This window comes from Chryseomicrobium aureum, assembly GCF_043182735.1.
Taxonomy (GTDB): Bacteria; Bacillota; Bacilli; order Bacillales_A; family Planococcaceae; genus Chryseomicrobium; species Chryseomicrobium aureum.
In genome coordinates this window covers 1248327-1264388 of the sequence record NZ_CP171117.1, presented here as the reverse complement: position 1 = coordinate 1264388, position 16062 = coordinate 1248327, and the positions used below count along the sequence as shown (strand labels likewise).

Here is a 16062-nt window from a genome sequence, read left to right as displayed (position 1 = left end):
GAAATATGAAAGTGGGGAAATGAAATGACAGCCAATTATAAAATACTCGGTGTGATTGTCATGTCGATCACTCTTTTTTTATTGTTGTTCGGTGTAGGTGTGATTTTAGATCAAGAACTTGCAACTTCCAATATCGTAACGATTATTGCGTATGGACTAGCTGCAGGTCTGTTCTCGGGTGCACTTGCATTTTTAGGTCTAAAAGTCGGATTTATTGTCTTCGTAGTAGGTCTCGCTATCGGATTTATTGAAATGTTCCGTAGCTTCTTATTTACACAAGGTGAATTTGGAGAACTTGCAGGATTGCTTTCCCTGTTTATTTTTACTGCTCTAGGATTAGTTCTTGGTGTAATCATCGAAGGAATCCGATATTTACTTAAGAAAAAATCGCCCACACAATGATGTGTGAGCGATTTTTTTAATGGCCACCAAGATACGCTTTTCGAATTTCTTCGGAAGACTGCAATTCCTGGGCAGAGCCAGACAATACAACTTTACCTGTTTCTATTACATACCCTCGGTGTGCAATCGATAGAGCCATATGTGCATTTTGTTCCACTAAAAGTACAGTCGTTCCTTGAGCGTTAATGTCTTTAATGACTTCAAAGATTGTCTTTACCATTAAAGGGGCTAGTCCCATCGAAGGCTCATCCAATAGTAGTAACTTTGGCTTCGCCATGATGGCGCGACCCATAGCAAGCATCTGTTGCTCTCCCCCAGACAAGGTCCCGGACATCTGTTTGCGCCGTTCAAGAAGGCGTGGAAACGTATCATATACCTTTTTCATATCTTCCGCAATCGCTTTTTTATCTTTGCGAAGAAATGCGCCCAGTTCAAGATTTTCTTCTACAGTCAAATTTGCAAATACGCGTCGTCCTTCTGGAACATGTGAGATGCCGGATTTTACAATTCCTTGTGCCGCTTTACCAGCAATCGAATTTCCAAGGAAAGTGATTCCTCCACTCTTAGGCTTCAGTAGACCAGATAAAGTTTTTAACAGTGTACTCTTTCCTGCCCCGTTTGCACCAATAAGGGATACAATTTCACCTTCATTTACTGTAACAGAGACATCTTTCAAAGCTTGAATATTCCCATAGTACACATCGATGTTTTTCACTTCGAGCATTGTCATTCTGTTACCTCCTCACCCAAATACGCTTCAATAACTTTCGGATCGTTACGAATCACTTCTGGCGGACCTTCTGCTAGAAGTTGACCGTGATCTAATACATAAATGCGTTCACAGACACCCATTACGAGATTCATGTCATGCTCGATTAATAAAATTGTTAAATCGAACTTTTGACGAATAAATGCGATGAGTTCCATTAAGTCGTGTGTTTCTTGAGGGTTCATTCCCGCTGCTGGCTCATCGAGAAGTAAAAGTTTTGGATTAGCAGCTAGTGCACGTGCAATTTCCAAACGGCGCTGCTGGCCATATGGTAGATTTTTCGCAAGCTCATCTTTGTATTTTTCCAAACGGAATATTTTTAGAAATTCAATCGCATCTTCTTCCATCTTACGTTCCCCAGCAAAATGGGATGGTAAACGGAGAATGGATGCAAGCATCGTATGTTTTGCGAGTGCATGATATGCCACTTTCACATTGTCTAAAACCGTCATATCTCGGAATAAGCGAATATTTTGGAATGTACGACTGATTCCTGACTGCGTCACTTTATAAGGGGCAAGTCCGTTGATGCGCTTGCCCTGGAAGAACACATCACCTTCAGTCGGAACATAAACACCCGTTAATAAGTTAAAACTTGTCGTCTTCCCAGCACCATTGGGTCCAATCAGACCGACTAGTTCTCCTGGATAGAGGGAAATGTTAAGATTTTGAACGGCTTTTAGTCCACCAAATTGGATGCCCGCTTGTTTGACTTCAAGTAGTGGTGTCTTTTCCATTGCCTTTCCCTCCTTTTGATGTCCAGCCCCGGAAATAATCCGTGATTTCTTTTGTGCCCATCAATCCTTGTGGGCGGTATAGCATGACAATTATCAGTACCAAACTATAAATGATCATACGTGTTTCTGGGTACCCTTGAAGGAATGTTGAAACAAGTGTTAAGAAGATGGCCGAGATGATTGCTCCTGATAAACTACCAAGCCCACCTAGTACTACTAAAATCAAAATATCTACAGACTTTAAGAACCCGAATTGTGAAGGCAATACGATGTAGAAGTTATGTGCGAACAATGCTCCAGCAACTCCTGCAAAGAACGACCCGATAACAAATGCCGCTACTTTATAGTACGTCGTATTGATACCCATCGCATCGGAAGCAATCTCATCTTCCCGAATAGACAGTGCAGCGATTCCATGACGTGAACGTGTAAAGTTTACTATTACTAAAATAGTAATCAACATAAAGAAGAATGTGTATGTCCAGTCTGTCATTTTACTCACTTGCATTCCAGCTGCTCCGCCGACATAATCGATATTCAGGAAAATGATCCGAATAATTTCAGCGAATCCAAGCGTTGCAATTGCAAGATAATCCCCGCGTAAACGAAGACTTGGAATCCCTACAATTAAACCCGCAAGAGCTGCTACTAGACCGCCGACAATAATCGCCACTATAAACGGCAAATCAAACTTCATCGTCACAATTGCTGATAAATAGGCACCGACTGCCATGAAACCTGCGTGGCCAATCGAGAACTGGCCAGTAATTCCAATAACAAGATGCAAGCTTACAGCAAGAATGATATTAATCGAAATGAAAATTAATGTGTTTGTATAATACGTATTTAACATGCCAGCCATGATGAGACCTTGAACAATACCGTAAAAGACAAGAGCTCCAATTAGTAGTGGCCAAAACGCACGTGAATGTTTTTTCATTTTGTCCACCTACACTTTCTCTCTTGAATTTTTTCCGAAGATCCCTGATGGGCGGAAAATTAAAATTAAAATTAGAATAATAAAAGCAGCTGCATCTCGCCACAATGAAAGCCCGATGGCACTTACAAATGTTTCGACTAAACCTAATATTAATCCACCGACCATCGCCCCAGGAATAATTCCAATACCACCTAGAACAGCCGCTACGAAAGCTTTAAGTCCTGGAATCACACCCATTAAAGGATCGATTTTTGTATAATACAAACCGAAGATAACACCTGCAGCTCCTGCAAGCGCAGAGCCGATTGCGAAAGTTGCTGAAATGGTATTGTCAACATTGATTCCCATTAATTTCGCGGCTTCCGTGTCGTGAGAGACTGCACGCATTGCTTTTCCTGTCTTTGTTTTATGAACAATAAACTGAAGAAGCATCATAAGCACTACAGAAACCGACAGAATCAGCAGTGCTTTTACATCGATTGTTGCCCCAAAAACTGAAATCGACTGGCGACCAAAAACATCTGGATAGGCTTCAGGTTGCGCTCCTCGAATATAAATAAATCCATACTCGATTAATAGTGATACCCCAATTGCTGTAATAAGTGCAGCGATACGAGTTGCATTACGCAAACGTTTGTAAGCAATACGCTCGATCAATACTCCGATCAATGCCGTAACAGCCATTGAAAAAATCAATGCGACAAAGAAGTTTAATTGAAAGACAGTAATTGCATAAAAACCGATAAACGCACCTAACATGAATACGTCACCATGTGCAAAGTTAATTAATTTGATAATTCCATATACCATTGTGTATCCAAGTGCAATTAGTGCATAGATACTACCAACGGAAATACCATTTAAAATCTGCTGGATAATTTCCATAGCATAACCCCCTCTGATGTTGAGCCAAAAGAAAAAGGAGGGAAATCGTTCTCCCCCCTAATAACGCACCCCTTAAGGGTTAACTTTCGTATTAAAGACTTGAACTCCGTCAACGAACTCTAAGATCGTAGCTGATTTAACCGGATGGTGGTTTTCGTCAACTGAGTAAGCGCCTGTTACAAGCTCTAAAGCTTCAGTAGAAGCAAGTGCATCTTTAATTTTCTCTCCATCAAGTTCACCTGCACGCTCAATTGCATCCTTTAATAGATACACAGTGTCATACCCAAGAGCGTTAAATGAGTTTGGAAGCTTTCCATATTTCTCTTCGAATTTATCTGCGAATTCTTTTGCTTTTCCATCTGGATCTTCAGCAGAGTAGTGATTGATGATGAACGTATTGTTCAGTGCTTCTGCACCAGCAAGTTCAACGATTGTTGGAGAATCCCAACCATCAGCACCCATCAATGGTACATCGATGCCAAGTTCACGTGCTTGTTTAACAATTAGACCTACTTCTTCGTAATACCCTGGGATAAATACGAATTCAGCATCTGCTGAAGCTAGGCGAGTTAATGTTGAGCGGAAGTCTGTATCTTTTGCTACATACGATTCTTGTGCAACGATCGTACCACCAGCTGCTTCAAAATCTTCAATGAATGATGCCGCTAGACCTTTAGCATAGTCAGAAGAGTTATCTGCATATACAGCTGCCGTTTTAACGCCAAGTTCATTCGCTGCAAAGTTTGCTGCTACTGTTCCTTGGAAAGGATCAATGAATGATGTACGGAAAGCATATTCATTCACGGAGCCATCTTCAGCTACAGTAACTGTTGGGCTAGTACCAGATGGTGTAATAAGTGGTGTTTCAGAGTCAGCAGCCACTTGTACTTGAGCAACAGTATTACCTGAAGTTGCAGCACCAATGATTGCTAGTACATTATCTTGATCAGTCAACTTAATTGCAGCGTTTGTTGCCTCAGCTGCATCTGATTTATTATCTACCTTCGTAAGTTCAATTTCTTTTCCGTCGATTCCGCCATCGGCATTGATTTCTTCAATTGCCATTTCAATCCCTTCAAGTTCTGAAGATCCATAAGAAGCTACAGGACCTGACAACTCAAGGTTTGCTCCAATTTTAATCGTATCGCCATCACCTGACGAGCCGCCTTCTGAGTCACCACAGGCTGCCAGTGTTGCAAGTACCATCGTTGAAGCTAAGAACAAGGAAGCAAATTTCGATTTTTTCATTTCATGACCCCCATTTAATTTTGACAGTTAAATTGTTTATCTATTTATACAATTCAAAACTGTCTTACTTGTTTGAACAACTTCATTGTAATAGATGCTTTTTCATTCGTCTACATAAATTTTTCTTTTTTATTAGAAAATTTAATGAATATATCAGTATACATAAATAAAAGCACGAGGTTTTATATAGCCTCGCGCTTTGGTACTACTCTTTTTATAAAGAATGATAAGACTAATGCGACAATAGTTACAATCGCTGCAATAAAAAATGAAAATGTAATTCCTTCAAGCATCCCCACCCGGCTCAGTTCTTCCATAACAACTTGTTGAGCACCCTCATCAACTGGAAATTCCCCACTCTGTCGTTGTATCGCAATTTCATTTGAAATCCACTTAGACATACGAGCGTTCATGATGGTTAAGAAGATGGCCGACCCTATTGCTCCTGATACTTGCTGCAGTGTATTGTTCATCGCTGTACCATGTGGATATAAAACAGCGTCGAGTTGATTCAGTCCGTTTGTCATAACCGGCATCATAATCATGGAAAACCCAAACATCCGCATTGTATAAAGAAACATAATAGATGCATAACTAGTATCTAGTGTCAGTCCACTTAAAGCAAAGGTGGTGATAGCTGAGATCGAAAGACCACTGATTGCTAACCACTTAGCGCCGAATGCATCAAAAAGGCGACCCGTAATAGGGGACATCACTGCCATAACTAGTGCACCGGGCAACATCAACAAACCAGAATCTAAAGGACTGAATCCTCGTATCGTCTGCACGTAAAGGGGGGTTAAAATCATTCCAGAGAACATCGCTGCTGATAAGACGATGGATATTGCGGATGCTAGAGCAAACATTGGATATTTATAAATTCTAAATTCCAATAAAGGCTCAGGCAATCGAAGTTGTCGAAGAATAAACCAAACGAGTCCGATTGTTCCTAAACCTAATGTTGCTACTACGATCCACGACGTCCACCCTTCATCTCCAGCTACACTAAATCCATATAATAACCCTCCAAACCCAACACTCGATAATACATGAGAAAATTTATCAAGTGTCACTTCACGCTGAGGGGTTATGTTCTTCAATTTAAAGATGGCAAGTACTAATGGAATCAAAGCAAATGGTAATATTACTGCAAACAATACACGCCAACTGTAGTTTTCAACTATAAATCCAGATAGTGTCGGGCCAATTGCAGGTGCCATAATCATTACAAGACCAAATATACCCATCGCTGTCCCTCTGCGTTCAATCGGAAATGCAATCAACATGACATTCATTAAAAGAGGCATCATGATTGCTGACCCACAGGCTTGAATCATTCGACCTGCAACTAGGATCCAAAATCCAGGTGCAATCCACGCAATTAATGTACCCAATGAAAACAAGCTCATCGCTGTAATGAATAGCGTTTTATTTTTAAATTTTTGTATGAAGTAGGCAGACGCAGGAATCAAAATCCCATTCACGAGCATATATCCTGTCGTCAACCACTGGACTTGGGACGGAGTAACATCAAATTCAATCATGATTGTCGGAAGCGCGACATTAAGAAGTGTATTATTCAAAAAAGCAACAAATGCTCCAATGAATAAGATGGCAATCATTCCGTACGGAGGTTTTTTCATAGGGGTTCCTTCTTTCTAAAATTCCATCTGTCCATCGTACACTAAAGTAGTTAGCTTTTCAAACTATTTGTATATCGAAATATTTATCAATAAACTAGTCTGCTGAGTTATCAGCAGACCCCTGTATCAATTATTCATGTTTTCTCTTTGCTTCATTCATAAAGTAATTTTGAGCATGAATGACTTCATCAGACTTTTTATAAGTGTAAACACCTTCTGCGTTTTGAATTCTAGCTTTTACTGTGTCTTTTAACTCGATGTCTACTATCGAGAGAATTCTCTTCTTTATGGACGGTGACAAAATGGGGAAAAGGATTTCTACTCGTTTGATCATGTTACGCGTCATCATATCAGCAGAAGATAAAAACAACTTCGATGCACCGTTTCGATGGAAGTAATAAATGCGGGAATGCTCCAAAAATCTTCCTACAATACTTGTAACTGTAATCGTATCACTAATTCCCTTAATTCCAGGGCGTAAACAGCAAATCCCTCTCACTACAAGGTCAATTTTCACTCCAGCTTGTGACGCAACATACAACTTTTCAATAAGATCTTTGTCCGTTAGAGAATTCATTTTGAGCTTAATATGTCCATTTCCAAATGTTTTTTGAAACTCAATTTCTTCATCGATCAATTCCACAAAACGATCTTTGATTTCAAATGGCGAGACGACTAGTTTCTGGTAATCCGGTCTATCCATATAGCCACTCAAATAATTAAAAAACTTTGTAGCATCGGCCCCTATCTTTTTATTTGTCGTAATAATACTCATATCAGTGTATATTTTTGCCGTCTGATCATTATAGTTTCCAGTTCCTAGATGAACGAATTGCTCAATCTTTCCGTGTTTTTGACGAATGATCAAAGTGATTTTTGAGTGTGTTTTTAAATTATGCATACCATAAATAACAAGGCAACCTGCTTTTTCAAGCTCTTTTGCCCAAATCACATTATTTTCTTCATCAAACCGAGCTTTTAACTCAACAAGCACTGTCACTTGTTTCCCATTTTCTGCAGCGCGTTTTAAAGCTTTAATAATTGGTGAGTTCCCACTGACACGATACAGCGTTTGTTTTATCGCGAGCACATATGGATCATCTGCTGCTTTTTCAATGAAATCGACAATGGATTGGAATGATTCATACGGGTGAAAAAAGAATAGATCTTGACTTTGCGCTTTGACAAATACATCTTCTTCCCGGCGAAGATCTTGTGGTTGTTGTGGCATAAAGACGGGATAACTAAGCGCAGGGTAGCTCTGTTCAAAATACTTTGTAAATGAAAATAAGAATGTGACATCAAGAGGTCCATCTATTTTATACACATCACCTTCAGTTATTTCCAGCTCATCCAATAAATAATGCAGTACTTTTTGCTTGATTTCACTTACTTTTACTTCAAGACGGCTAACTGCTCCCCATTTCCGTTTCTTTAATTCTTTTTCAATTTCAATCAGAAGGTCTCGAGCTCCTTCTTCGTGTATCGTTAAATCGGCATTCCTAGTAATACGGAACGGATTTGCATGTTTCACTGTGTAGCCAGTGAACAGTTTTGATAAGTTTCCGATGATGACATCTTCTAATAAGACGATTGTGTGATTATCTTTTTGTGTTTCCACTACAATAAAACGCTTTAAAACAGAGGGCACTTGAACAATCGCAATTTTCAATGCGTCTTCTTCATCCCCATCTTCAATCATCGCTAAAATATTCATCGTTTTACTTAGTAGTATAGGAAAAGGTCGGTAGGCATCTACAGCTACTGGTGTGATAACCGGGTAAATTTCTTCATCAAACTGTAAGTCCACTACTCTTTTTTGCTCTGAGCTTAGCTTACTATAGCTGACTAAATGAAGCCCTTCTTTTGGAAGTTCAGTCTCCATCAGTTCACGGTACACTTTCATCTGTCTTGCTACGAGAAGTTGCGTCTTTTTCGCAATTGCGTCCAGTTGTTCTTGAGGTGTAAGACCAGACTTTGCTTCTTTATTTGTGAAGCCAACACGCACTTGATCCTGTAATCCTGCTACGCGTACCATAAAAAATTCATCTAAATTTGAACTGAAGATAGCAAGAAATTTTAACCGCTCGAATAGAGGGTTTTTTGGATCCTCCGCTTCTTCTAACACACGCTCGTTGAAGGCAAGCCAACTGAGTTCTCGATTATTAAAATGTTCATACAAGAATTGGGTCATGCATGTTCCTCCGTTTCAAAACGCAGTTTGACATTTCGATTGATCAGCTTTTCAATATGTTTTTTCATTTTCTCTGCTTGATAGGACTCCAGTATCGTTGAACCATGTGTTTGAAGTGTTAACTGAATATCTTCCCCCGCCGCTTCAAGTTCTGCATCATGGACACTTGAATGTTTAGTCGTTTGAAGGGCATGTACAAAGCGCAGGAGTGCACCAGCTTCTCTACATTCTTCTATTTCTTGCATAGTTAAAATGCCTTGATACGGTTGAATATACTGTTGAAAAGTTTGCTTGTTTTTATAGGAAGCAAGAAGTGCCAACTTTACTTTTTGTTTATTTGTAAACCCGTCTAGTGTACTATTCGTTAACAAATAGAACGTATGCTGACTAGCCGACTCTAAATCAACCTGCTTTCCGAAGTGGAACAGTTGGTAGGCATAGGTTAGCATTTCAGGATCATCCGACCACTCTTGAATCCAGCCCCCTTCTGCAAATTGATCGTGTAGTTTGTGAAAGGTGTCAATCAGCGCTGTATCTTCCGATGATTGGATCGCAAATTTTCCGTGAACATGGCGAATTGCACTAGATGCGACTTCATCCACAAAAAAAGTATGTTCATTATTTGATTCAAGCTGCTCAATAATGATTCCTTCACGTAAACCTTTACGACTGTGCATGAAAGTTGAGGTTGCTGCATGGGAAAGTAATGTCTCGAAAGTGATAATTGCGCCATCAATAACATCCGCTCGGTCTGAAGAGAGACCATCAATCTTTTTACGTTCTGAAAATGAGATTTTTTTCAACAGATAATCTATAGAACGTAAATCTTCTACCGTCATTTCATATTGATGCGTTCCGGATAAGGGATAATTTTTTCGATTTTGATCGATTTGGACAATGTTTCGCGCACTTCCTCCAATTGAAATGACCGGAAGTCCTTTTCCTTCTTCTGCAATCCAAGGTTGTTCTTTCAACTGATTTTCTACAAACGACTTAATTGCTTTTCGCTCTTGTAATGTAGGGAGGTCTCCAGAAATGAATTTTCGTTTTAAAGTGACGACACCGAACGGAAAACTATAAGAATGGATGAGTTGTTTATTACGGTAAAGAGTAACTTCCGTACTACCGCCCCCCATATCTACTGTCAATGCATCCTTACAATTTGTCGTCAATACAACCGCTAGATACCCATAATACGCTTCTTGTTTAGTGGATAATACGTCAATGCGTAGCCCTGTTTCTTGGAATACTCTTTCTAAAATCTCCTGTTGATTAGACGCTTGCCGAATGGCTGCCGTAGCTGCAACAACAGGCTTTGTGATAGAGAGGTCATTTAAGAACGATATGAAATTTTGAAGCGTCTCGATTAGTCGTTGAATTCCTTCATCGTGTAAAACATCGTTGTCATCTAAATAGCCACTTAGTCGAGCGACTGTTTTTATATTGTGGTGTTCTTCTAAGCCTTTTTCGTATGAATAACTGTAGACTACTAATCGAATGGAGTTTGATCCGATATCAATAATTGCGCGTAATGATTCCATGTCGTCACCTGCCGTTTCTTTTTATTATACCGGACGATTGAACATAAGGTTTTATTTTTCAGAAAATTTACCTGAAATTCATGTGGATGCGATACAATGAAAAAAAGGGAGGGGTCTTGTGAAAAAGTATTCGAAGAAAGAGAAAAGCTGGGTCATGTATGATTGGGCGTCTTCTGCCTACACACTCATCATTACAACAGCCATATTCCCGATTTATTTCAAAGAATCCGCAACAGCTGCCGGCATCGCTGGAGCCGATTCTACAGCTTATTTAGGTTATACAATCGCTATTTTTACAACTATCCTAGCTTTACTTGGACCCATTATGGGAACAGTCGCAGACTATGAAGGACTCAAAAAGAAATTTTTCGGTGTGTTCTTCTCTATCGGTGTCATTTTCACACTTGCATTAGCACTTGTTCCGTTTGAAAATTGGTTAATGCTTCTCGTTGTCTATACATTTGCAGCTTTAGGTGCTACCGGATCAAACGTCTTTTACGATAGTTTTATCGTCGATGTGACCAGTGATGAACGGATGGCCAAGGTATCTGCTCGAGGTTACGGGATGGGTTACATCGGGAGTTTGTTCCCATTTATTATCGCAATGGGTATAATCGTTGCCAGTCAAAACGGACTATTACCCTTAGCTGCGGATACTGCGAGTAAAATTGCATTTGTTATTACAGCTGCTTGGTGGATCGTGTTTTCCATTCCGATTTTTAGAAATGTGAAACAGGTTCATTTTGTACCGCGTGAACCGAATCCGGTGAGTCAAAGCTTCAAGCGGTTATTTACAACATTTAAAGAAATTCGCAAATACCGCGCTGTGTTTTTATTTTTACTGGCTTATTTCTTTTATATTGATGGCGTTGGAACAATTATCGCGATGTCGACTGCATACGGAACAGACCTTGGACTCGATTCAACGTCTTTATTAGGGATTTTATTTCTTACGCAAGTGATCGCTGCACCGTTTGCTTTCTTGTACGGTTTTTTAGCTGGTAAATTTGGTGAGAAGAATATGCTATATGTAGGGATTTTTGTATATATAATTGTTTGTACGTATGCGTATTTTATGAATTCTGTTACAGACTTCTTTATTCTCGCTATGCTTGTCGGTACATCTCAAGGTGGCATTCAAGCACTTTCCCGCTCATACTTCGGGAAATTGGTACCAAAACAAAATTCAAATGAATTTTTCGGTTTCTACAATATTTTTGGACGATTTGCCGCAATACTCGGCCCATTATTAGTTGGGGTAACTGCACAAGTTACGGGGAATTCTTCAATGGGTGTGTTCAGTTTGATTGTATTATTTATTATCGGATTCATTATTTTGCGTTTCGTACCGGAACCAGGGCACCATGCACCGCCGGTTGTTGTGAAAGAGTAATTAGCCACACAAATAAGGAGTTTCTCATGTTACGAGAAACTCCTTTTTTATTGTTGTGTAGGAAGCGTTCTGCATCTATGCATAGAGCATAACATACCTCTCAATGTTCGCCACATACTGTGAAGATTGACTCACATAATCCCTCTCTTTCACTTTATCCTATTCTTAACCCTTCGAAATGTGACACGAAATGACCAATTTGATGTACACTATTGGGTGAGGTGATACGGTGAAAAAATTAGTCATTACAGGATATAGAGGGAATGAGCTCGGTATTTTCGACTCGAAACATCCTGGTATCACAATTATCAAAACGGCCCTCGAGGATCGCTTACGCTTGTATGTAGAAGAAGGTTTAGAATGGGTATTGATTTCAGGTCAGCAAGGTGTTGAAATCTGGGCTGCGGAAGTCGTTTTATCTTTAAAGCGAGAAGGTCTCCCGGTTAAGTTGTCCATCACACCACCTTTTGCCGATTTTACTGCACGACTAAAACCTGAAAAACAAGCAGAATTCCAGCAACTCCGAATTGAAGCTGATTTTTATCAACCGCTCACAAGTGGTGGCTATCAGGGACCTTGGCAATTTCAAGAACGCGATAAATTTCTCGTCCGAAACAGTGAAGGTACTTTACTTGTATACGATGATGAACAGCCCGCTAGCCCTAAATTTTTCTTGAAATTGGTTCAAGATTATAAAGAAGGACAACCTACTTATTTTATTGAACAACTCACATCCTATGATTTGAATGAAACAGCCGAACAATTAAAATGGAAAGAAGGCGAAAGCTATGGCTATTGAACAAGATTTATTTACAAAAGAAAATGACGAGTATATTCGCTCACTATCTGAATCAGATTTGGCAGGACCACTATCTCTAGTAAAAGATCAAATCGAAAATTACATCTATGTAGCAAAACCAACATATGATGATTTAAAGATAGAAGGTTTTGTAGTAGAACTTGATGATATTTTCCGATTTTATAATTTGCTCGTTGGTATTTATGTGCCAAAAGCAAAGATGAAGGCTATAGAAGAAGTACTTCTTTCGAAATGGACAAATCCAGAGTTTAAATTTGCATTCACATTTGATGCAAACGAAGGAGTAGCCGAACTCAATCTACCTTTAGAGTACGTCGAAGGTTTTCGAGACGACTTTACTGTGGCGGAAACAATTGATTTTGTAGAAGAGCTGCTTACAACTATTCAAAAAAATAGCGCATAAAAAAGCCTCCGAAGCATACTACTTGCATTTGTGTAAAAACCAGCCCAACTTTAGCAGTCTCGCTAGAGTTGGACTGGTTTCTTTTTATTTCATACGTTTTAAATTAACGAACTATCTTACAGGAATGGAATACTCACGAAGATGCGCTTTAATTTCCGGAATCGTGTAATGCCCGTAATGTAACATGGAAGCAACAAGTGCTGCATCTGCATTCGCTTCTGTAAACACCTCTGAAATATGTTCAAGCTTGCCAGCTCCACCTGACGCAATAATTGGAATCGATACCTTCTCCGAAAGAAGTCGAATCAACTCCACATCATACCCTGTCTTCATTCCATCTTTATGGATACTTGTGCAGATAATCTCACCGGCTCCACGGTCTGCCGCTTCTTGCGCCCACTCCACTACATCACGCCCAGAATTTTCATGTCCAGAATGCGTGTACACTTCCCAACGTTCAATGGAGCCATCTTCTCGCATGATCGGCATTGCATCCAGACCGAGAACAACACACTGCTTTCCAAAAATTGCGGCAGCCTCGTTCAAAAGCTCTGGTCGTTGGACGGCAGCTGAATTCACACCTACTTTATCTGCTCCTGCTCTAAGCAATAAACGGAAGTCATCAATTGTGCGCACACCTCCGATAACCGAGAATGGAATATACACTTCTTCTGCCACGCGACGAATCCACTCATATTTGAGTTCTTGGTTTTTCAAAGATGCTGTCGTATCTAAATAGATAAGTTCGTCTGCACCATCTTCCGAATATTTACGGCCAAGTTCAGCCGGATCGCCAATAATAGTTGGATTCCGGAACTGAACGTATTTTACTGCTTTGTCATCTAATACATCGATTGCTGGTACGATTCGTTTTTTTAACATGATGTCACCTTCTTTTTCGCATAGCGACAGAAATTATCGAGCAGCTTCAAACCTGCTTCGCCACTTTTTTCTGGGTGGAATTGAACACCCATGACATAGTCATTCCCGATAGCAGACGCAAATTCATCACCGTAGTCAGTTAATCCGATAATATCGTCTGATGAAATCGGAGCTGCAAAATAGGAATGAACAAAATAAAAGTCGGATGCTTCTGGAAGATCTTTCAGCAGAAAATGCTGTTTTGCATCTTTCACTTCATTCCATCCCATGTGAGGGACTTTCAATTTAGTCTCATCAAAGTAAGGAACCGTACCTTTTAAGAGACCGAGCCCTTGCGTATTGCCTTCATCGCTTTTCTCGAGCAGTAGCTGCATCCCAAGACATATTCCAAGTAGCGGAATCCCTTCTTCTACTTTTCGTTGAATATAAGGAATTAATCCACGTTCTTCAAGTTGAATCATCGCTTGTTCCGCGTGACCCACACCCGGAAGAATCAACTGATCAATTTCTTCTGTGCATGTACCGTCCTCGATTCGTATGGACGGATATCCTAGCTTTTTAATTGCTTTTTCTACGCTGTGCATATTGCCAGCACCATAATCCAGTATGCCAATCATCGTACTCGCCTCCTGCTTTTCATTATGCCACCTCCTTGTCAAAATAGAAAGAAATAACTTTAATTCACTAGCAGGAGAAAGTTATTAATCGAAAAAAACCCGCCTTTTAGACGGGTTGAACGGAATAAATATATTGATTTACTTTTTGTGCTGCTTCTTTTCCTTCACGGATTGCCCAGACGACTAAACTTTGACCGCGACGTGCGTCTCCAGCAGTAAATACACCCGGGATATTTGTTGCATAATCCACTTTCGAAGCGCTAATGCGGTTTCGTGACATGGAAAGGTCTGTGCCTTCTGCCACTTCTGGATCGATTCCTTCAAATCCAATCGCTACAAATACGATATCTGCCGGCCATTCTTTTTCGGTGCCAGGAAGCTCTCGGAAATAATGGAAGCCGTCTTCTCCAATAACCTTCTCCATTTGCACAGTGCGTAGAGCTGTTACTTGTCCATTTGCTCCTTTGACGATTTCTTTCGTCTGAATCAAGTATTCGCGAGGATCTTGCCCTTTCACTGCCTGTGCTTCTTCATAAGCGTAATCCATTTTAAAAATGTTTGGGTCAGATGGCCACATGTGCATTTCATCGCGCGCATCTGGCAAACGTGGGTGTTTTCCGAATTGAACGACAGATTTACAATTTTGACGAACAGCAGTTGCTACACAATCTGCTCCAGTGTCTCCCCCACCAATTACGAGTACGTGTTTTCCTTTGACATCAATCTCAGCTTTATGACCATCTAGTAGATTCTTTGTGGTGCTTGTTAAATACGTCATAGCCGGAACAATTCCTGTTGCATCATCTCCTGGAAGATGCAACACGCGTTGACGCTGCGCACCCACACATAAGATCACAGCATCAAATTCTTCACGTAAATCATGAAGTGTACGATCTACTCCGATTTCCGTGTTGACGATAAATTGTACACCTTCTTCTGACAACAGTTGCACGCGGCGTGTCACCACATCTTTATCAAGTTTCATCGAAGGAATTCCGTACATCAACAAACCGCCCGGACGATCATCTCGCTCAAACACTGTCACGGTATGTCCATCTTGATTTAAATCATCGGCTGCTGTAAGTCCGGCTGGTCCTGAACCGACAATGGCAATTTTTTTACCCGTTCGATTTGAAGGAACTCGTGGAGTGATCCACCCTTCTTCGAACCCTTTATCGATAATGCTACGTTCAATGCTTTTAATTGCAACAGCTGGCTCAGAAATCGCCAGTGTACAAGAACTTTCGCAAGGTGCCGGACATACACGACCCGTAAATTCTGGGAAGTTATTGGTCATTAAGAGACGATCAAGTGCATCTTTCCACTGTCCCTTATACACCAAGTCGTTCCATTCCGGAATCACGTTTTGAATCGGACATCCTGCTGCCACACCACGTATCTCAATACCCATGTGACAGAAGGGTGTGCCACAGTCCATACACCGTGCACCTTGCGCTTTCATTTGTTCTTCCGTAAACCGCTCACCGTATTCGCCAAAGTGCCGCACCCGTTTTTTTGGAGGCTCTTCAAATGGCTTATCACGTTTGATTTCTAAAAATCCTGTAGGTTTTCCCATCTGTTTTCCTCC

15 protein-coding genes are annotated in these 16062 nt (G+C 40.4%); 4 read left to right on the top strand and 11 right to left on the bottom strand.

Annotated elements, in window-relative coordinates:
- Positions 1-24 precede the first annotated feature (24 nt).
- Positions 25-402, top strand: a complete 378-nt coding sequence (locus tag ACF3OH_RS06665) for a hypothetical protein (protein WP_204589215.1) — start codon at positions 25-27, stop codon at positions 400-402.
- A gap of 16 nt (positions 403-418) precedes the next feature.
- On the opposite strand, the gene ACF3OH_RS06660 is transcribed toward ACF3OH_RS06665, so the two are convergent.
- The 8 genes from ACF3OH_RS06660 to ACF3OH_RS06625 form a co-directional block, all read right to left on the bottom strand.
- Positions 419-1126: an ABC transporter ATP-binding protein gene (locus tag ACF3OH_RS06660; RefSeq protein WP_392456722.1), complete on the bottom strand. Its 708-nt coding sequence runs from the start codon at positions 1124-1126 to the stop codon at positions 419-421.
- Positions 1127-1128: 2 nt separating this feature from the next.
- Positions 1129-1908 (bottom strand): ABC transporter ATP-binding protein, encoded by a 780-nt coding sequence (locus ACF3OH_RS06655; protein WP_204589214.1) that lies wholly within the window; start codon positions 1906-1908, stop codon positions 1129-1131.
- Positions 1886-2848 carry a branched-chain amino acid ABC transporter permease gene (locus ACF3OH_RS06650; RefSeq protein WP_392456517.1) on the bottom strand — a complete coding sequence of 321 codons (963 nt, stop codon included), beginning with the start codon at positions 2846-2848 and terminating at the stop codon, positions 1886-1888. Before ACF3OH_RS06650 ends, ACF3OH_RS06655 begins: the two co-directional genes overlap by 23 nt.
- A 9-nt stretch (positions 2849-2857) precedes the next feature.
- The gene (locus ACF3OH_RS06645; protein ID WP_204589212.1) at positions 2858-3733 is read right to left on the bottom strand and encodes a branched-chain amino acid ABC transporter permease; all 876 of its coding nucleotides are present in this window, start codon (positions 3731-3733) and stop codon (positions 2858-2860) included.
- A 72-nt stretch (positions 3734-3805) separates the two neighbouring features.
- Complete coding sequence (locus ACF3OH_RS06640; RefSeq protein ID WP_204589211.1) at positions 3806-4981, bottom strand: ABC transporter substrate-binding protein; 1176 nt, start codon at positions 4979-4981, stop codon at positions 3806-3808.
- 182 nt (positions 4982-5163) lie between these two features.
- Positions 5164-6624 carry a DHA2 family efflux MFS transporter permease subunit gene (locus ACF3OH_RS06635; RefSeq protein WP_392456516.1) on the bottom strand — a complete coding sequence of 487 codons (1461 nt, stop codon included), beginning with the start codon at positions 6622-6624 and terminating at the stop codon, positions 5164-5166.
- A 130-nt stretch (positions 6625-6754) separates the two neighbouring features.
- Positions 6755-8818 carry an RNA degradosome polyphosphate kinase gene (locus ACF3OH_RS06630; RefSeq protein WP_392456514.1) on the bottom strand — a complete coding sequence of 688 codons (2064 nt, stop codon included), beginning with the start codon at positions 8816-8818 and terminating at the stop codon, positions 6755-6757.
- Positions 8815-10359: a hypothetical protein gene (locus ACF3OH_RS06625; RefSeq protein ID WP_392456513.1), complete on the bottom strand. Its 1545-nt coding sequence runs from the start codon at positions 10357-10359 to the stop codon at positions 8815-8817. The genes ACF3OH_RS06630 and ACF3OH_RS06625 overlap by 4 nt, the downstream gene beginning before the upstream one ends.
- 118 nt (positions 10360-10477) lie before the next feature.
- Between ACF3OH_RS06625 and ACF3OH_RS06620 the strand changes: the two genes are divergently transcribed.
- The 3 genes from ACF3OH_RS06620 to ACF3OH_RS06610 all read left to right on the top strand — a co-directional run bounded on the left by ACF3OH_RS06620 (position 10478) and on the right by ACF3OH_RS06610 (position 12975).
- Complete coding sequence (locus ACF3OH_RS06620; protein WP_204589207.1) at positions 10478-11752, top strand: MFS transporter; 1275 nt, start codon at positions 10478-10480, stop codon at positions 11750-11752.
- A 229-nt stretch (positions 11753-11981) separates the two neighbouring features.
- Entirely contained in the window at positions 11982-12551 is a 570-nt protein-coding gene (locus ACF3OH_RS06615) for an SLOG family protein (RefSeq protein ID WP_392456511.1), read from the top strand.
- Positions 12541-12975, top strand: a complete 435-nt coding sequence (locus tag ACF3OH_RS06610; RefSeq protein WP_392456509.1) for a hypothetical protein — start codon at positions 12541-12543, stop codon at positions 12973-12975. Before ACF3OH_RS06615 ends, ACF3OH_RS06610 begins: the two co-directional genes overlap by 11 nt.
- A 111-nt stretch (positions 12976-13086) precedes the next feature.
- Here ACF3OH_RS06610 and hisF read toward each other — a convergent pair whose 3' ends face one another.
- From hisF to ACF3OH_RS06595, 3 genes are all read right to left on the bottom strand, one after another.
- Positions 13087-13857, bottom strand: a complete 771-nt coding sequence (gene hisF, locus ACF3OH_RS06605) for an imidazole glycerol phosphate synthase subunit HisF (RefSeq protein WP_392456506.1) — start codon at positions 13855-13857, stop codon at positions 13087-13089.
- Positions 13851-14474, bottom strand: coding sequence for an imidazole glycerol phosphate synthase subunit HisH (gene hisH / locus ACF3OH_RS06600; RefSeq protein ID WP_392456503.1), 624 nt, complete (start codon positions 14472-14474; stop codon positions 13851-13853). The genes hisF and hisH overlap by 7 nt, the downstream gene beginning before the upstream one ends.
- Positions 14475-14580: 106 nt before the next feature.
- On the bottom strand, positions 14581-16050 hold the full coding sequence (locus ACF3OH_RS06595; RefSeq protein ID WP_392456500.1) for a glutamate synthase subunit beta: 1470 nt from the start codon (positions 16048-16050) through the stop codon (positions 14581-14583).
- Between the last annotated feature and the right edge of the window lie 12 nt (positions 16051-16062).